At 63.0% G+C, this 18,462-nt stretch carries 14 protein-coding genes; 8 read left to right on the top strand and 6 right to left on the bottom strand.

The genetic code is table 11. The annotated features are described in order from the left end of the window. The first annotated feature begins 276 nt into the window (after positions 1–276). Both CO660_RS14060 and CO660_RS14055 read left to right on the top strand, forming a co-directional pair. A complete protein-coding gene (locus CO660_RS14060) occupies positions 277–1,302 on the top strand; it encodes a flagellar biosynthetic protein FliO (RefSeq protein ID WP_176536288.1) in 1,026 nt (341 codons plus the stop codon). Positions 1,303–1,706: 404 nt separating this feature from the next. Next, on the top strand, positions 1,707–2,342 hold the full coding sequence (locus tag CO660_RS14055) for a DUF1062 domain-containing protein (RefSeq protein WP_097599217.1): 636 nt from the start codon (positions 1,707–1,709) through the stop codon (positions 2,340–2,342). Between the two features lie 91 nt (positions 2,343–2,433). Here the strand turns inward: CO660_RS14055 and dksA are convergent, their stop codons facing one another. Next, positions 2,434–2,853 carry an RNA polymerase-binding protein DksA gene (gene dksA / locus CO660_RS14050; RefSeq protein WP_008525884.1) on the bottom strand — a complete coding sequence of 140 codons (420 nt, stop codon included), beginning with the start codon at positions 2,851–2,853 and terminating at the stop codon, positions 2,434–2,436. Positions 2,854–3,128: 275 nt separating this feature from the next. Here dksA and CO660_RS14045 point away from each other — a divergent pair, with 275 nt between their 5' ends. From CO660_RS14045 to CO660_RS14030, 4 genes are all read left to right on the top strand, one after another. Next, positions 3,129–3,623 (top strand): histidine phosphatase family protein, encoded by a 495-nt coding sequence (locus CO660_RS14045; protein ID WP_085778348.1) that lies wholly within the window; start codon positions 3,129–3,131, stop codon positions 3,621–3,623. A gap of 75 nt (positions 3,624–3,698) precedes the next feature. Beyond that, positions 3,699–5,174 carry a YcjX family protein gene (locus CO660_RS14040; RefSeq protein WP_097599367.1) on the top strand — a complete coding sequence of 492 codons (1,476 nt, stop codon included), beginning with the start codon at positions 3,699–3,701 and terminating at the stop codon, positions 5,172–5,174. Continuing rightward, positions 5,171–6,250 (top strand): TIGR01620 family protein, encoded by a 1,080-nt coding sequence (locus CO660_RS14035; RefSeq protein WP_097599216.1) that lies wholly within the window; start codon positions 5,171–5,173, stop codon positions 6,248–6,250. The genes CO660_RS14040 and CO660_RS14035 overlap by 4 nt, the downstream gene beginning before the upstream one ends. Before the next feature lie 209 nt (positions 6,251–6,459). Next, positions 6,460–7,011 (top strand): hypothetical protein, encoded by a 552-nt coding sequence (locus CO660_RS14030; protein ID WP_085778351.1) that lies wholly within the window; start codon positions 6,460–6,462, stop codon positions 7,009–7,011. A gap of 67 nt (positions 7,012–7,078) precedes the next feature. Here the strand turns inward: CO660_RS14030 and folK are convergent, their stop codons facing one another. Genes folK through folP form a run of 3 tightly spaced genes read right to left on the bottom strand, consistent with a single transcriptional unit; the run spans position 7,079 to position 8,821 of the window. Continuing rightward, positions 7,079–7,597, bottom strand: coding sequence for a 2-amino-4-hydroxy-6-hydroxymethyldihydropteridine diphosphokinase (gene folK / locus CO660_RS14025; RefSeq protein WP_097599215.1), 519 nt, complete (start codon positions 7,595–7,597; stop codon positions 7,079–7,081). Beyond that, complete coding sequence (gene folB / locus CO660_RS14020; RefSeq protein ID WP_008525873.1) at positions 7,590–7,955, bottom strand: dihydroneopterin aldolase; 366 nt, start codon at positions 7,953–7,955, stop codon at positions 7,590–7,592. The genes folK and folB overlap by 8 nt, the downstream gene beginning before the upstream one ends. Next, positions 7,952–8,821 carry a dihydropteroate synthase gene (gene folP, locus CO660_RS14015; RefSeq protein WP_097599366.1) on the bottom strand — a complete coding sequence of 290 codons (870 nt, stop codon included), beginning with the start codon at positions 8,819–8,821 and terminating at the stop codon, positions 7,952–7,954. Before folP ends, folB begins: the two co-directional genes overlap by 4 nt. A gap of 102 nt (positions 8,822–8,923) precedes the next feature. On the opposite strand from folP, the gene CO660_RS14010 reads away from it, so the two are divergent. Beyond that, a complete protein-coding gene (locus tag CO660_RS14010; protein ID WP_097599214.1) occupies positions 8,924–9,550 on the top strand; it encodes a DUF922 domain-containing protein in 627 nt (208 codons plus the stop codon). A gap of 350 nt (positions 9,551–9,900) precedes the next feature. Here the strand turns inward: CO660_RS14010 and CO660_RS14005 are convergent, their stop codons facing one another. Further along, positions 9,901–10,221 (bottom strand): 2Fe-2S iron-sulfur cluster-binding protein, encoded by a 321-nt coding sequence (locus CO660_RS14005; RefSeq protein ID WP_011425597.1) that lies wholly within the window; start codon positions 10,219–10,221, stop codon positions 9,901–9,903. A gap of 206 nt (positions 10,222–10,427) precedes the next feature. After that, on the bottom strand, positions 10,428–10,811 hold the full coding sequence (locus CO660_RS14000) for an Hpt domain-containing protein (RefSeq protein WP_097599213.1): 384 nt from the start codon (positions 10,809–10,811) through the stop codon (positions 10,428–10,430). Between the two features lie 463 nt (positions 10,812–11,274). On the opposite strand from CO660_RS14000, the gene CO660_RS13995 reads away from it, so the two are divergent. Beyond that, on the top strand, positions 11,275–18,381 hold the full coding sequence (locus CO660_RS13995; RefSeq protein WP_097599212.1) for a hypothetical protein: 7,107 nt from the start codon (positions 11,275–11,277) through the stop codon (positions 18,379–18,381). The last annotated feature ends 81 nt before the right edge of the window (positions 18,382–18,462 follow it).

Here is an 18,462-nt window from a genome sequence, read left to right as displayed (position 1 = left end):
CGTAGCACGAACAAGAAGCGGGAATCAGGCGCTCTTTCCTTCTTAGCAATTTGCCACGCCGGCAAAAACACCGGTCGCCGGCAAGACCGCTTGAATTCACAGGCAAGAGCGCCATCTGCGCCGGATACCTGCGGCAGCGGCCCTCGCGAAGCCGGCAGCTGCAATTCGGCATAACACGAAATCGCGTTCGTGCATGGCTGGACAGGACCGGCTACCCTTGCCTAAGGAACGGAAAAGTCGTCAATATGTGCCGAATGTGAAATGGAGTGAGTGACCATGTTCGATGATCTTGTCGCAGCCTATGGCAGCCGTTTCCTGCTTGCGGCCGGTGGCGTCGGCCTGGCGCTCCTCCTGCTCATTCTCGCACTCTGGCTGATGCGAGGTCGCGCCCCTTCGCCCTTCGTACGCGGCGGCCGTAACCGTCAGCCCCGCCTGCAGGTGCTGGATGCGGCAGCCGTCGACGCCCGCCGCCGGCTGGTGCTGGTGCGCCGAGATGATGTCGAGCATCTTATCATGATCGGTGGCCCGACCGATATCGTCATTGAAAGCCGTATCCTGCCGGAGAAGTCCGAACAGCCGGAAAGCCCCTCACGCCCGGAGCCTGCCGCCGAGCGGCCGATCGCAGTCCCGCGGCCGGAAACACCGCCTGTTTCCGCCGCCCGTGCGCCGGTCACCCCCCGCGCCGAGCCGGCCACCGAGCCCTCCTTCGCTGCGCCCGCGTCGGAGCCGCGGCCGCGCCCCGAACCATCGGCCCCGCCCACCATGCCGCCGCCGGTGGCCACCAGCCCTCTTCCCCCAGAACCGGCGACGGCACCTCTATCGGCCGAACGCGACCAGCCCCTGCGCGCTGCCTCGCCCCAGCCGCGCACCCCGGAGCGCCCCTCTGCTCCCGCCAGCGCGCAACCGGCATCGTTCCGGGATACCGCAAGCGCTGCCGAAATCCTGGATGCCGCCCGCCAGCGCGTGCTGCCGCAGCAGCGCATCGAGCCCGAGGTCTCCGCCCCGGAGATGCCGGCGCCGCGCACCGCTGCCGCTACGGCCGAGGATGATGCGGCTGCCCAATCGGCAGCGGCGATCCGCCGTGATTTCCAACGGGTGTTGGAAGAGGAAATGTCGAACAATCTGACGGCCGAGCGGCTCGTGCCGGCTCCGGCAAACCAGGCCCCTCGCCAGGCCGCACCGCAGCCGGCCAACCAGCCGCGCCGTGATCCCGAGCTTGCCCCCATCACCGGTGCCGACACCGACCTGCAGAAAGAAGTCGCCCGCATCTTCGGCGAAATGAGCGTCAATCGCGACAAGTAAGACAAACGCTTACATCTCGGTTGTCATCCGTTAGCTTCGTCATTAAGTTGCATAAAAGCCGCAATGCTGCGGCTTTCACCTCGCCGACGCCTTGGGGACTCCCTATCACGCCGATCATTTGCTATCGGTCAGGTTGAAGAGCATTGGCGCATCCGAGGTAGACTTTGCCTAAGTAAATACCGGTCTCACCCCAGTTTCACCCGTGTAGCCGCAAGTGACGCGCTGGCGGCTTGCGAACATGTTCATCGGGTGGTGGCGAGAGACCGGTCTGGCATTGTTACAATGTGCCATGTGCAGCTCCGCTGTCTCAGCTCTTCAGCCGCCCACAACATCGCAATACCGCGCCCACAAGGGTTTTCTCATGCACCATCTTGGTGGACTTCCGAACGGAAGACCAAGACGATATGTGCAAGACACTTCGGGTCCGATGGACCATCACTCCCAAAACGGCGCCCCAGCCATGGATTGCCTGCGGTGGATGTGGGGGCCTCAGACCTTTCCGATCCAGCGGCAAGGTCCGGCTCAATGCCAACGGTCGCAAGCTCGACGCCTGGCTGATTTACAAATGCCTGATCTGCGAAAGGACATGGAACCGCCCGATCTTCGAACGCCGGAATATTCGAGACGTCGATCCGATGATTCTCGACGCGCTGCAGTCCAACGACCCGGACTGGATTCGCGCGGAAACCTTCAATCTTGATGCGCTGCGGCGCAAGTCACAGCGTGTGGACGAGTTCGCCGAATTCGACATCGCCAAGGAGATCCGGCACGAGACCGGAGGCTGGACGAGCCTGGAAATCGAACTGGCGGCTCCGTTTCCAACGAGCATACGCCTGGATCGCCTGCTGGCCGGCGAGTTGCAGATGTCACGCTCCCGCCTCCAGGCTCTTCACGATCGGGGCCCCTGTCGAACAGAGCCCGACCGGGCCGACATCATGCGACGGCGGATCATGAATGGCACCCTCGTCACAATCGATCTCCCCACGCAGGCGGAGCGGGAACCAATCTGGAAAGCTCTGGCGACCGACTCTTTCCCGTAACCTCCTCTTCGACACGACGGGAGATGGCTCAACAAAAAGCGCCGCGATTAGGTCGCGGCGCTGAATTTGTCTCATCTCTGCATGGGGATGGTCATTCGTCGCGGTAGACCTTTTCGCGACGTTCGTGGCGCTCCTGCGCCTCGATCGACAGCGTCGCGATCGGGCGGGCGTCGAGACGCTTGAGACCGATCGGTTCGCCGGTTTCCTCGCAATAGCCGTAGGTGCCGTCCTCGATGCGCTGCAGCGCCGCGTCAATCTTGGAGATCAATTTTCTCTGCCGGTCGCGGGCGCGAAGTTCGATCGCCCGGTCGGTTTCCGACGACGCCCTGTCGGCGAGATCGGGATGGTTTGCGCTTTCCTCGGCCAGATGGTCGAGTGTTTCGCGCGCTTCTCTAAGGATATCGTTTTTCCAGGCGACCAGCTTTGCCCTGAAGTAGGCACGCTGGTTTACGTTCATGAATTCTTCCTCTTCCGAGGGAACGTAATTGCTAAGATCGATCTTCTCACTCAACGCGATTCTCCTGAAGAACATCTCATCTGGCGGGGTGTATATCCCAAGCGCTAGCCGCGATTCAAGCCAAATACGACAGCTAAACAGATTTTTAAATCTGTTACAATTTTCAGCTAACGGACTATTTTCTCATGATTATTCGCGGCCGCAATTTTCGTCTCGTCTTCAAAACGCCGTGTTTTCGGCCACGTTTTGGGCCGTTGCGGCATGGCTGGCGGTTGACGGCGGAGGATCGCAACCGCTACTGAAAAGACCCGCCGATCCTGGATTTGCCCATGACCGTACCGCTGCCTCCGCCTAATCGCATCTATCTCCTGCGTCATGCCGAGGCCGCCTGGGCAGAACCCGGACAGCGCGATTTCGACCGGCCGCTCAACGAAAAAGGTTACGGAGATGCCGAGGTTATCGCCGACAAAGCCGCCGACAAGGGCTACCGTCCCGATCTTCTGATCAGTTCGACGGCGCTGCGCTGCCGCGACACCGCCGATGCCGTCCATCGGGCGATGGGTGTGGCACTGGACGTGAATTACATCGACGCGCTCTACAACGCCACGGTCGATACCTATGTCGAGATCGTCGATGCGCAGGATAAGGCCGCCGTCATGCTGATCGGCCACAACCCGACGATCGAGCAGGCGCTTGAGGCGCTGATCGGCCACGAGGCTATGGTGAACGCACTTCCCGCCGGCTTTCCGACGGCGGGCCTCGCCGTTGTCGATTTTGACGCTTCCGCAAGCGGCTGGCGCCTTATCGATTTCCTCGTCGTCTGAAGTCTTTCACTGCGCTTCTTTTTCGGGGGGCGCAGTCTTCCTATATTGCCGGCAGTCATCAACCGGAATTGCGCCTTGCCGCCACGCCTGACATCCCTCGCCGACGACGCGCGCATCGCGTTTGATAATCTCGCCGACAGGGCAAGCGGCCTCGTCAATCCGACCGTGCGGCTCGGCGTCACCGGCCTCTCCCGTTCCGGCAAGACGGTCTTCATCTCCTCGCTTGTTCACAATCTCCTGCATGGCGGCCGGCTGCCGCTGTTCGAGCCGGTGCAGTCGGGGCGCGTTTCAGCCGTGCGGCTGGAGCCGCAGCCAGATGACGCTGTGCCCCGTTTCCAATATGAGGATCATATCCGGGCGCTGGTGAAGGATCGCGTCTGGCCGGATTCCACTCGCGCCATTTCCGAACTGCGCATCACGCTCGATTATCAGAGCGCCAGCGGCTGGAACCGCCTGTTCTCTCCCGGCCGGCTGTCAATCGATATCGTCGATTATCCAGGGGAATGGCTGCTCGACCTGCCGCTGCTCGGCAAGGATTACCGCACCTTCAGCGAGGAAACGATCGCGCTTGCGCAAATCGGCGTGCGCTCCGAACTGTCGCGGCAATGGTTGGCGCTGACCCGTGCCGCCGAACTAAATGCCGGCGCCGACGAGATGGCTGCCCGCGCGCTTGCCACCGCCTTTGCGGATTACCTCAAGGCCTGCAAGGCCGACGAGCGCTCGCTATCCACCTTGCCGCCCGGACGCTTGCTTCTACCCGGCGATCTCGACGGCTCGCCGGCGCTGACTTTCGCCCCGCTCGTCCTGCCGCCGGGCACACGTCCCGATCGCGGCTCGCTCTGGACGATGATGGAGCGGCGTTACGAGGCCTATAAATCCGTCGTCGTCAAACCATTTTTCCGCGAGCATTTCGCCCGGCTCGACCGCCAGATCGTGCTCGTCGACGCGCTGCAGGCCATGAACCGCGGCCCCGAAGCCGTCCAGGATCTCGAGCGCGCGCTGACCGACGTGCTCGCCTGTTTCCGCCCGGGCACCAATTCGCTGCTCTCGTCGCTGCTGGGGCGCCGCATCGACCGTGTGCTGGTCGCCGCAACCAAGGCCGACCATCTCCATCATGAGAGCCATGATCGGCTCGATGCGCTGACCCGCCGCCTCGTCGATCGCGCCATCGCCCGCATCGGCATGGCCGGAGCCGGCATCGACGTGATGGCGCTCGCCTCCGTACGCGCCACGCGCGAGGCATCGGTCAAACGCGACGGCCATGAACTGCCTGTCATCGTCGGCACGCCGATGGAGGGCGAAACCATTGCCGGCGAACGATTCGACGGCCAGAGAAAGACCGCGATCTTCCCCGGAGACCTGCCGCGGGATCCGGAAAGCCTGTTCGACCGCATCGCTTCCGGCGAGACCGCCGATATCCTGCCCGACGTTAACGTCGTCAGATTCCGCCCACCCCATCTCGAGGAGACCGGCGGCGGCATCAAGCTCTCGGTGCCGCATATCCGCCTTGACCGCGCCATGCAGTTCCTGTTCGGAGACCGTCTCGCATGAGTAAGCCCCCCTCCGATTTGCCGCACCGCCCACCCGCCGCCTTCGCCTATGAGGATGAGGCTGCCGTGCCGCGCGACAATGGTCGGCAACAGCAAGGCCGGCGCAGACCGGAAAGCTTCTCGGACGACATCGTCTTGACGCCCGACGAGGAGGATCCCTTCATCAATCCGGACAAGGATGCGAGCGCAGTGCCGGTGGCAACACCGCGCAAGCGGCACCCCTCCTTCGGCCAGATCGCACTAAGCGCCTTCGGGATCCTGCTGTCGCTCGGCATCGGCCTCTGGACCGACCGGCTGATCCGCGATCTCTTCACCCGCGCCGACTGGCTGGGCTATGCAGCTCTTGGCGTGCTGGCGATCGGCATTCTCGCCGTTCTCGCCCTCGTCATCCGCGAAACCGCGGGCATGATGCGCCTTGCCGCTGTTCAGGCGATCAAGGCGGAAGCAGAGGCAGCGATCCTCGAAACGCGGCCGGCGAAAGCGCGCGCCGTCGTTGCGCGCCTCACTACGCTTCTTGCGGCCAATCCCGAGACATCGAAGGGACGCGCGACGCTGAAGGCGACCGAGGGTGAGGTCATCGACCCCCCGCATCTGATCGCCCTGGCCGAACGCGAGCTGCTGGCCCCACTCGACCGCAAAGCGCGGGCGCTCATCGTCAACGCCTCCAAGCGTGTCTCGATCGTCACCGCCGTCAGCCCGCGCGCGATCGTCGATCTGCTTTATGTGCTCTACGAGTCCCTGCGACTCATCCGCGCCATGGCCGAGCTCTACGGAGGCCGCCCCGGCACGCTCGGCATGTTCCGCCTCCTGCGTGACGTGCTGGCCCACCTCGCCGTCACCGGCTCGATCGCTGTCGGCGACAGTCTCGTCCAGCAGGTGCTCGGTCACGGGCTGGCCTCAAAGCTATCGGCCCGACTCGGCGAGGGCGTGATCAACGGTCTGATGACTGCTCGCATCGGAATCGCGGCGATGGATCTTTGTCGTCCACTTGCCTTTCGCGCGGTAAAGCGACCGGGAATCGGCGATTTTATCGGAGATCTCACACCTTCAATGTCGCCGCGCGGCAACAATCCTTAACCGACGAGGCGATTCCGCAGCTCTCTCCTTCCCTTGGGTGAAGTTGGCGAAGTTAAGTAGATTCAACACTGTAGCCGCCGGATCCTAAAATCCGCGGGGCATGACAGAAATCCAATCCCTCGCATTTCGGCACAATCGAAAGGAAGGATTAACCATTCTTCGGCAAAACTTGGCACCAGTTCGTGAGTGGTGTTTGCCAAGGAAAATCCATGTATTCGCGCCAGTTTCTCTTCTTATGCGGCCTCGCCGCCGCGGCATTGTCTCCTGTCGCAGACGTCGCTCCGGCAGCCACGGCCGCAACACGCGACAAGGCCTTCTTCGAATCCGTCACCGGCTCGTGGAAGGGCCCCGGCGAGATCGTCGCCGGCAAGTACAAGGGCACGAAATTCACCTGCAATCTGACCGGTGAACCCACCGGCGACGGCACTGCCGGCATCAAGCTCGACGGCACCTGCCGCGTCGGCGTCTTCAAGCAGCCGATGTCCGCCGTCATCTCGCAGTCTGGCTCCACCTACAAGGGCAAATTCCTCGACGGCGCCGCCGGAAAGGGTCTTGACGTTGTCTCCGGCGCCGTCACCGAGGATACCGTCGTGGTCGGCATCAACCGCGCCAAACTGAACGGCGCAATGATCGCCCGCGTGCGTGACGACAAGACGATGAACGTCACCGTGTCGGTCAAGGTCGAAAGCCAGATGATCCCGGTTATCGGCCTGACATTGACTCGTCAGGTCGACGAAATGGCCGTCGGCTCCATCCAGTAGACGGTGCATGACGGATTTTCCTGAAGCGGTGGGTTTCCCCGCCGTATCGCGTTTTAGGATCCGTGCTTCAGGCGCTCCGCCACCAGTCGCCGCTGTCATCGGCGACCTCGATGCCGGTCACGTCGGCCTCGAGCAGCCAATCGCTGACCGGCCGGCCCCTGACGAGAAGGCCTGGGGCGATATCAGCAAGCGGCATCAGGACGAAACCGCGGTCGGTCATACGGGGATGCGGCAACTCCAGCCGCGGCGCCTGCTGGACGACATTGCCATAGGTCAGCACGTCGATATCGAGCGTACGCGGTCCCCAGCGCTCGATACGCTCGCGTTTCATCTCGCGCTCGATCGACAGGCAAACGTCGAGCAACGCCTCTGGAGGGAGCCGGGTTTCGACCGCAGCGCAGGCATTGAAGAAGAACGATTGGTCCGTTTTACCCCACGGCGGCGTGCGATAGAGCCGCGACACGGCGGTGACACGACAGTCGTCGCGCCCGTCCAGTCTCTGCAGCGCCGTGGCCATCGCCTTTACCGGATCGCCGATATTGCCGCCGAGGCCGAGTGTGGCCGATTGCGATGCAGCCTCAGGCAAAATGCTCAACACTCACCTGCACGAAATCGAGCACGCCGGGCACCGGCGCATTGGGCTTGCGCACTGTGATCTTCGCCCGCCGCACCTGCGGGAACGTCTGACAGAGGCCCTTGGCGATATCGAGCGCCAGGGCTTCGATGAGATAGCGTCGCTTGCCGGTGACGATCTCCTCGATCACCGTAAAGGCAATGCCGTAATTGACGGTGTCGTTGATCGAATCGCTTTCCAGCGCCTCGCCCGCGACGACATCGAGCTCGGCATCGACGAAGAATCGCTGACCGAGGAATTCCTCCTCGTCATGCACGCCGTGGCGCGCGAAGAAGGCGCAGTTCTGCAGCGTGATCGTGTAGGTGGTCATGTCGGCCGCTTCCTCTCGAATTCCTGGCGCGCATTGAGCATAGCATCGGCGATAGCAAGCGCATCCCTGTTGATTGCGACATTGTGCACCCGGAAAACCGCAGCCCCTTGAAGCCTGAGCAGCGCGCTTGATGCGGCCGTCGCTGCATCCCTCTCCGGCGCCTCGCGCCCCGTCACCGCGCCGAGGAAGCGCTTGCGTGACGTGCCGGCAAGCAGCGGCAGACCGAAGCGCGACAGTTCGGAAAACCGCGCCATCAGCTCCAGGTTTTCCTCCGCCGTCTCCTTGGCGAAGCCGAATCCCGGATCGAGCACGATCCGGTCGCTGGTGACTCCGGCCGCGGCGGCGATCGCCAGCGACCGTTCGAGGAAATACGCTTGGTCGGCAATCACATCGGCAAGTTTGACCCTGTCGCGGCCGGTATGCATGATGCAGAGCCCCGCCCCGGTGGCCGCGGCCACATCCGCGATACCTGCATCTTTCTGCAGTCCGAAGACGTCGTTGACAATATGGGCGCCGGCGCCGACCGCCAGCCGCGCCGTCTCGGCACGGTACGTATCGATCGAGATCAGCGCCTCGGTACGACGGCGCAGCGTCTCGATCACGGGCAACACCCGCGCCTGCTCTTCCGAAGGGCTGACCGACGCCGCACCCGGCCGAGTCGATTCGCCACCGATATCGACGATCGCAGCACCGTCGCTGACCGCCTGCAATGCGTGTTCGACGGCGGCATCGAGGGTTTCAAAACGTCCGCCGTCGGAGAAGGAGTCCGGCGTCACATTGATGATCGCCATGATCGCCGAACGACGGCCGAGTTCAATTTCCCGGCCATGGCCGACACGCCAGAAACTGCCTTCGAGCCCTGTCACCAGACTTGTCCTATTGATGACGAAAAAAGCCGCCATCCGATATTGCGCTTACGGTGGCTATGCCCCAAGCTCCTGCCGATTTCAACATGGGTTGCGTTCAGAATGCCGCTTGCAATGCGTTATATGTGCCTTCCTGTCGCCTTTTCCATTGCTCTTTCCCTCAGCAGTCCAGCGGCAGCTGAAGTGATCGCATCGAAAAGTTATTCCTATTTCGACATCCGCGGCAAAACCGCCGATGAGCTAGACCGGGAACTCAGCCGCCGCGGCCCGACGGCGAGCGGTTCGTCGGCACGCCATCCCGGCGCCACCAAGATTCGCTTCGGCGGCGAGGCCACCTATATCCAGGATGACGGCCGATGCCGCGTCGGCAATGTCAAGGTCACGGTTCACACCCAGATCATCCTGCCGCGCTGGAACAGCCGCAGAGGCGCCAGCAAGGAGCTGTCGATGATATGGGACGCATTGTCGAGTGACATCAAGCGCCACGAGGAGCGTCATGCCGAGATCGCCAGAGATCAGGCCCGCGCCATGGAGCGCGCCATCGGCGCATTGCCGCAGCAGCGCAGTTGCGAGGCCATGCAGGAGCTCGTCTCCAACGAATCAACTCGCGGCATAGAGGAGCACGATCGGCTGCAGGCGCGATTCGATCGGGTTGAGGCGGTCAACTTCCAGAAGCGCATGCTGAGATTGCTGAAAAATCGAATCAACGGTCGAGCCGGCGGAAAATAAGGCTTTTTCGAGCTGGTGACGAGCAGAAAAACTTAGCTGCGCAACGAAACTTGTGCGAAACTTACGCCTTCTCCAGCGTTTTAATGGTCATTTTTCATCCTGGCAGACTCAACCGGAACGCGTTAATATGAACACATTCGAAAGTTCAGGTACGGCATCTGGACTTTCCTCGCTGGGTTCTCCTGGCGCGTTCCGAAGCCGCGGATGTTCCTCCCTCATCCGTTGGTAATGCGCCCGCCTCGCCTCGCTCGCACCAGCGCGCGAGGCGTCTTTTTTGTGGTTATGATTGGCGGATATTCGCCTCGAAGATCGGACTCCGATTTTCGGGACAATGTGCTGGCAGCGATATCTCAGGCCTGGCGTTCGGGCACGTGCACGACAAGCCCGTCATAGGCCGCCTTCATCCGGATCTGGCAGGAGAGCCGCGAGGTCGGGCGTACGTCGAAGGCGAAGTCGAGCATATCCTCTTCCATCGCTTCCGGCTGGCCGACCTTCTCCGTCCATTCCTCGTCAACATAGACGTGACAGGTGGCGCAGGCGCAAGCACCGCCGCATTCTGCCTCGATGCCGGGCACCGAGTTGCGCACGGCATTCTCCATCACGGTGGAGCCTTGGTCGACGTCGAGGTCGAAGCGCGTACCGTCGAAGGCGACGATGGTAAGTTTGGGCATCAGGACTATTTCCGGTCTTCAAATGGGTGGGCGGAGTTTCTTCCGACAAATCGACGCGTCAGTCAACATTCGGAAATCCGCCCTAACCTCGCAGATCGGGCCTTCGACCGCCGTCTTCAAAGCGTCATCTGGGACGTCGCAAAAAGACCCGTGGTTCCGCAATGAAACAACGGGCCCCGTTCGATCAACGAAAGAAGAGTTGGAGGTCAGCCGCGGCAGAGCTTGAGAATGAAATTCTCGGCGTCGAGGACGGCAGCGCCGAGCGCCGCCATTGCGCCGGCATCGCCGCCGGTTTCCTCGACGACCTCAGCCGTCTGCGAAACGCGGAATGCGCCGACCGAACTCGCCGCACCTTTCAGCCGGTGCGCAGCCGCGCCGACACGCAGGGTTTCGCCGCTCGCCATATCCTGGAGGCACGCCCGCGCTTGGCGCGCAAACATCTGAAGGACTTCGATTTCCAGAGACTTGTCGCCCATTGTCTGTTTCGCGAGATGGACGAGATCGATCGGCCGTACCTTCGAGGGACACGGCCCTTGTCCATTATCAGGCGCCTCGAATACGATTTTCAATGCTGCCAGCTGGCCTGCCATTTGCCACGTCTCCCGTCTCACATCGTCCGCACTTGCTACAGTTCTGCGTCAGGAGGGTGGCCATCGCGTTAAATTCCGGCACATCGGGCACCGAAATCTCACCGTATGGTTAACATCCGTTAAACATCCCTAAATTATTGGTTTTTAAGCAGGGCTTCGGATTCAAAGGTGTTAACAACAAGTTAACACGTCATGAATCGCAAGCCTTCATTAATTGTGTGCTGAGCCCAGATGTGTCACTACGATACTGGTGGAGCGGGTTTATGGTACGCGCCTTTGCCGAGTGAGTGGATAATGGTAGTGTTTTGATACCTTCCGTTTGAAAAAGCGGCTATCTACTCTGAAATGACATGCTTATCCGTCCGCGATTGGGATGGAGAGCCGTAACGGCAAAGTTGTTCCCGGGCAGGCGGAAACCGGGGATGCACTACCGGGCCGGCCGACAGTAACGAGGCGTAATCGAATGGCGAATAACAAATACAATGAGTCGATCGAGGACAAGGCGTTCAAGGCGTTGGACGAGGCGCTCCAGATCGACTTCGGCAAGGATAACGTGCCGTCTCGCCGCGGCGACGCGCCTCAGGCGCCGGAGGGAAATGTGTCTGATCCATCGAATGCGCGCAATCAGCAGGCCCAGGAAGAAGCGCAGCGCCGCAACCGCCGCGGCGCCGGGGCCGAGCAGGCCTCCCGAGCGCCGGCCTTCGCGCCCGCCAATGATGCCAGCCGCAATACGCCCGCCTCGATCCTAAAATCCTTCGACGGCGCCTCCAGCCGCTCGGCAGTGCGCACCGCTACCTTGTTTTCCGTGCTTTGGGTCATGGCGGGCCTCGGCCTGATGTCGCTGATTTATGCGCCGCAGATCTGGCAGATCCGCTCGATCGCCGATCTGGTTGCCCTACCCGGCGTTATTGCCGGCCTCGTCGGCATCATCATTCCGGTGATGATGTTCTATGCTTTCGCCACCATGATCTCCCGAGCTCAGGACATGCGCAACGCCGCCCGCTCCATGGCAGAGGTGGCATTGCGCCTGGCGGAGCCGGAAACCATTGCCTCCGAACGCATCATGACCGTTGGCCAGGCAGTGCGTCGCGAGGTCTCGGCCATGAACGAAGGCATCGAGCGCACCATCGCGCGCGCTTCCGAGCTGGAAACGCTGGTCCATTCCGAGGTCAACGCGCTGGAACGCTCCTATGCGGACAACGAGTTGCGCGTGCGCGGCCTCGTCCATGAACTCGGTTCGGAGCGGGAGGCGATCGTCAACCATGCCGACCGCATCCGCACCTCGATCGGCAGCGTCCACGACCAGCTGAAGGAAGAACTGTCGCTGGCGACCGAAGAAATCGCCGTGCGGCTCGCCACGTCGGGCGAAGCCTTCGCCTCGCTGATCGACACGCGCGCAGCGACGATCCTGGAAAAATCGGACAGCGCCCTGCAGTCGATGGGCAGCCTGCTCGCCGCCAAGACCGACAGCCTGCTCCAGACCCTCAACGCCTCCGGTTTTGCGCTCGCCACCGAATTCGACAACCGCCTCGAGGCGCTCTCCGTCAACCTCAATGAACACGGCGAAAAACTGCTCAGCCAGTTCGAGACGCGCGCGTCGACCATGGACAGCAGCACCGAGAAGCTGAACGCGGCGCTAAACGAGCGCACGCATCAGCTCAATGAAATCCTGATCGCCCGCACCCGCGAGATCAACGAGAGCCTGACATCGGGCGAACGCACCATCAGCGGCACGCTCGACGACGTGCTCTCGAAGCTGAACAGCGCGCTCGATGAGAAGGGCGCAAGCTTCCGCCAGAGCCTGCAGAGCACCGCCGATGACGCCGTCATGGATCTTGATCTGCGCTCCGGCTTCTTCGAAGAGCGCCTGCAGACGACCGTTGCCCAGCTGTCGACCGCCTTCGATGAGCGTGTTGCCGAATTCACCAGCGCTTTCGACAAGCGCACCGGGTCGCTCGACACCAAGCTGATGGAGAGCCTTGCCCGCATCAACGAAACGCTGACCGGCGGTTCGGATTCGATCGAGGGCATTTTGAGCTCCAGTATCGACCGGCTCGGCTCGTCGATGACCGACCAGTCGCTGGCGCTTGCGACGGCGCTCGCAACCGGCCATGAAGTGCTGGAGAGCACGCTCAATAGCCGCACCGAAGAAATCACCACCGCACTCACCAGCCGCACCGGCGAGCTGACCTCGGCGCTGCAGAGCGCCACCTCGGACATCGCGCTGGCGCTGGCATCCGGTACCTCCGACCTGCACAACAATCTTCAGGCCCGCTCAGCCGAATTCCGCGATACGCTGCGCACAACCACTGCCGACTTGACCGCCGCCGTTGCCGCCGGCACCGAGCAGGTCACGACGGCCTTCGGCGGCCGCGCCGAGGAACTCACCAGCGTATTGACAGCGCGCGCAGCAGAAATCCGGGACGCGGTTGGCACAGCCCATGAGCGTATCGACAGCGTCATGGCGGAGCGCGGCGGAGCGCTGATCGATGCGTTGACAACCCATCACGGCCGCTTCGAGGAAGCGCTGACGACCCGCTCCGACGCCATTATCAACGCGGTTTCCGGCACCCATGACCGTCTTGCGGAAACGCTCGACGAAAAGGCGATGGCGCTCGCCATCTCTTTGAACGAGAGCCAGGCCCGCATTGAGGATACGCTCGAAACCCGCTCCGAGGCGCTGCTTAACGCCGTTTCCGGCACGCATGACCGCCTCTCCGAAACGCTCGACGAAAAGGCAATGGCGCTCGCCATCTCTTTGAACGAGAGCCAGAGCCGCATCGAAGACACGCTGGAGACCCGTTCCGCAGCCTTCCTCAACGCCGTCTCAGGCACGCATGATCGGCTGTCGGAAACATTGGATACCAAGGCTGCGGCCCTGACGACCTCGCTCGACGAGCGCCATGCCCGCATCGAGGACGCGCTCGGAACCCGCGCCGAAGCCTTGTTGAACAGCGTGTCCGGCACGAGCGACCGGCTTGCCGAGACCCTTGATGAAAAGGCGATGGCGCTTGCTATTTCCTTGAACGAGAGCCAGGCCCGCATCGAGGAAACGCTCGAAAATGGTTCCGCAGGCCTGTTGAACGCCGTCTCCGGCACGCACGACCGGTTTGCCGAGACGCTGCAAGGTAAGGCGGCAGCTTTTGCCAACTCGCTGAACGAAACTCAGGCACGCATCGAAGATACGCTCGAAACCCGCTCCGCTGCCCTGCTGAATGCCGTATCCGGCACTCATGAGCGTCTCTCGGAGACCCTCGATGAAAAGGCGATGGCGCTTGCCATCTCACTGACCGAAGGCCAGGCTCGCATCGAGGACACGCTGCAGACCCGGTCGGCGGCGCTGCTGAATGCCGTTTCAGGCACGCATGACCGCCTGTCGGAAACGCTGGACGAGAAGGCGATGGCGCTCGCAATCTCTCTCAACGAGAACCAGACGCGGATCGAAGACACGCTGGAATCCCGTTCCGAGGCTTTCCTCAAGGCCGTCTCCGGTACGCATGAGCGTATCGCCGCGACCCTCGAGGAGAAGGCATCGGCACTTACCGCCTCCTTGAACGAAGGCCAGAGCCGTCTGCAGGACACGCTGGAGAGCCGCTCGGAATCCTTCCTCAATGCAGTTTCCGCCACCCATGACCGCCTGTCCGAGACGCTCGACGATCGGGCGATGGCCCTTGCCATTTCGCTGAACGAGAGCCAGAGCCGTCTCGAGGAGACGTTGACATCCGGCGCCGATGCGATCACCAATGCGGTCTCCGGCACACATGAACGCCTGAATGGCGTGCTCGACCAGAAGGCCAGCGCGCTGGCCGCCTCGCTAAGCGAAGGGCAGATCCGCCTCGAGGAAGCCCTGGGACACCGCGCAGCCGCGCTCGTCGGTGCCGTAACGGCAAGCCATGATCGGCTCACCGATGCGCTCGACGAAAAGACCATGGCGCTCGCTATTTCACTCGATGACAACCAGAGCCGATTCGACAGCGCCCTCGAAGCCCGCAGCAATGCAATCATGGAGGCTGTCACCAGCGCCGAGGCCCGCGTCGCCGGCGCCTTTGCCGACAAGACGGACGCCATCCATAACGCCTATGCCGATAATCAGCGGCGGCTTGAATCCGCGCTCTCCGAGCACAGTGCGGTGATTTCGGGGGTTCTCGATGCGGGCGGTGCTCGCTTTGAAGATCTCGTCGGCGGCTTGACCGGCCGCATCGAAGGCCGCCTCAGCGATGCCCATGCGCGGCTCGGGAGCCTGGCCGAGGAGGCCGCGGCGCGCATCGAAGGCGGGCTCGCTTCCGCCCATGAGCGCATCCGCACGACGCTTGAGGATCGCGGCAATGCCATCGAGCTGTCGCTGAGCCAGGCGCATGCGCAGATCAGCGATACGCTCACTGAACAGGCGACCAGCATCGGCACTTCAGTGGCGACGAGCGTCAGCATGCTCGAAATGTCGCTGGAAGACCGTGAAGCCTCGATCCGCCAGGCGATCGATGCCGGCGCCCAGACATTGGAAGATCGCATGCGCGCCGGCGCCGGCCAGATCGCCGGCCGCTTCCAGGAGGCGGCGAACACGATTTCGAGCTCCGCCCAAGACCTTTCCGCCCATCTCGACCAGTCGGTTGAGAACCTTGCGGGACGTCTTGAAGAAACCGGTTCTCGTATGGAGGCCGGCCTTACGGCGATCGAGACCCGCATCCGCGACGGCGTCGGCGGCGTTGCCGAAAAGGTCGAAGCCGCCAGCAGCCAGCTCTCCGGCGTGCTTGCCGACGGCATTTCCCGCCTCGGCGCGCTCGGTGACGACGCCACCCGACGCATCTCGGCGACGCTCGAAGGCAGCGCTTCCAATCTTACACAGGCAATCGACAGCCGCACCGCCAATCTCGCCGAGACGTTGGACAGCCGCACGATCACGCTTGCAGGCGCCATCGAGCGCCGCACGACAAGTCTCGGCGAAACCCTGGACCGCGGCAACGCACGCATCGAGGAACGCCTCTCCACTATGGATCGCGCATTGACCGTCGGCCTCGACGCCGTCAACCGCACCATCGAGGGCAAGGCCGCCGGCCTCGCCTCGACGCTTCGCAGCGCGGTGGCCGAAGCAGCCCAGGGAATGGAAGGCGAAGCGACGAGAACGACGGAACTGCTCGGCAAGACCGGCCAGCAGTTCGCCGAGGATCTCAATGCGAAAAGCGACGAATTCACCCGCACCATGGATGAGCGCTCTTCGCAGATCGTCACGCGGGTTGCCGAAGCTCAGAACCGCCTGGCAACCCAGGCCGCTGCCGTCGCCCAGACCTTCTCGGAAGCCGGCAATGCCATCGTCAACAAGGTCGCCGAGGCGGAGACCGTTGTCGGCACGCAGGTCAATGCCATTTCCAGGGCCCTGTCGGACGCCGGCCAGTCTCTCGAGGCGCGCGGCAATGCCATCCGCAAGACGCTGTCGGGGGCCGGCAGCGAGATTTCCGCCACCATGGCGGATGTCGAGCGGGCGCTCGAAGCGCGCAGCAGCGCCATCCGCTCCAATCTCGAGGAGCGCGCCCGCGAGATCGACACCTCTCTCTCCGACGTCGACCGGGCGCTCGAAGCGCGCGGCAACTCGATCCGCTCGACGCTTGAGGAACGCACCCGCGACCTCAATTCGATGCTGTCAGGCCGCTCTGTCGAATTGACCCGCATCCTTGACGAAACCGCCCGCCCGATCATCGATCGCTACACCGATGCCGGCGAGCAGGCGGCTGCCCGCATTACCGCCGCAGCCAATCTCAGCGCTGACCGTCTGCGCGCCGAGAACGAAGCGCTCGCCAGCGCCGTTGCCGCCCGCACCGAGAATGTCGCCAACGCCGTCAGCGCCATCGAGAATAGCCTGGTCGGCAACGTCAACGGCCTGGTTCAGCGCATGTCGGAAAGCAGCGCGGCGATGGCGATGATGATGAACCGCGCCGCCGAACAGTTGACGAGCGTCGACGGGCGTCTCGGCGAAACCACGACCCGCTTTGCCGACTCCGCCACCAAGGCGGCTGAAATGGTCAACGCCTCGACCAGGCTTCTCGAAGGCAAGGTCGACCGCCTCTCCGACATCTCTGGCCAGACGCTGGCCCAGGTCGGCAGCATCATCGGCCGCTTCGACGAACATTCCAAGGTTCTGACCCAGGCCTCGCAGCTTCTGGGTGCCGCCCAGTCCAACCTCGCCTCGACGCTCGAGGAGCGTGAAGGCGCGCTGCAGGCCCTCTCCGTCAGCCTGGTCCAGCGCTCCGATGAGATCGAAAAGACCATGCGCGGCCTCGGCGACATGATCGAAACCGTGTTCGAGCGGGCCGAGCAACGCTCCAACCAGGTCACCGGCAACCTGCGCCAGGGCGTACAATCTTCCTTTGCCGATATTGGCCGCGTTCTGACGGAAACCGAGAAGCGCGCTCAGGAGGCCGCCGAGACGATGCGCGAGGCGATCACCCGCGCCGGCGACGAGGCCAATACGACGATCGACAGCACCTTCGCCAATGTCGAACGCCGTTCCGGCGATCTCTCCAATCGCATTCGCGGCGGCCTCACCGCCTCCTTGTCGGAAGTCGAGCGCATGCTCGGCGAAGCCGGCCGCGCCTCCGATGGTGCTGCCCAGCACATGCGGGAATCGCTGCGCGAGGCGATTGAAGATGCCGTCGGCCGCTTCTCCGGCGCTACCGAGGACATCCGCCGCTCCGCTGCCGACATCCGCAACGAGCTCGACGCCACCCGCGCCGAACTGAAGCGCGGCGCCTTCGACCTGCCCGAGGAAGCCAAGGAAAGCGCCTCGGCCATGCGCCGCGCCGTCGCCGAACAGATCAAGGCCCTGCAGGATATCTCGCAGCTTGTCGGCCGCTCCAGCCAGCAGCTCGAAATCTCCGAACCCGCCGCCCGCTCGCTTGCCCAGGCGCAGCCGGCTCCGCGCCCGGCTCAGCCGATCGCAGCCCAGCCGCCGCAGCCGGCAGCGCCTGCGCCGATCGAAGCGGCAGGTCTGCGCGGAACGATTACGCCGTCCGCTTCGGCCGCCGCTCCTCAGCGGGCCGCTCAGCAGCCAGCCCCCACTCGCCAGGAATTGGGCCGCCAGGAACCGGCCCGGGAAAGCGGAGGCTGGATTAGCGATCTTCTGCGAGGCGCATCCCGTGAAGAGGCCGCGGACCAAGCGCCGGCCCGTGCTCCCGCCCGCTCGGCGGAAACCGCCGCACCGGCCGCACGCAGCAACGACAGCCGCAATCCGCGCCATGTCGTGGAATCGCTGAATTCGCTCTCCGTCGATATCGCCCGCGCCATCGATCACGATGCCTCGGTCGATCTCTGGCGCCGCTACCAGCGCGGCGAACGCGACGTCTTCACTCGCCGCCTCTACACGCTGAAGGGCCAGCAGACCTTCGACGAGATCAAGCGCAAATACGACCGCGAACCGGAATTCCGCACCGCCGTCGACCGCTATATCGGCGATTTCGAAAAGCTGCTCGCCGACGTCGCCCGAACCGACCCGAACCAGACAGTCACACAGTCCTATCTGACGTCGGATACGGGCAAGGTTTACACCATGCTCGCCCACGCAGCGGGCAGGCTGAGATAGAGTCTGGCCGATATCGTGGAAATGAAGCCGCCTGAACATGTGTCAGGCGGCTTTCACTGATGCCGGGGGTATGATCTTCTC

Origin of the sequence: Rhizobium sp. L9 (assembly GCF_002531885.1) — a bacterium.
Classification (GTDB): Bacteria; Pseudomonadota; Alphaproteobacteria; order Rhizobiales; family Rhizobiaceae; genus Rhizobium.
Note: the sequence above shows the minus strand (reverse complement) of the source record. Positions and strands in the feature narration are given on the sequence as shown.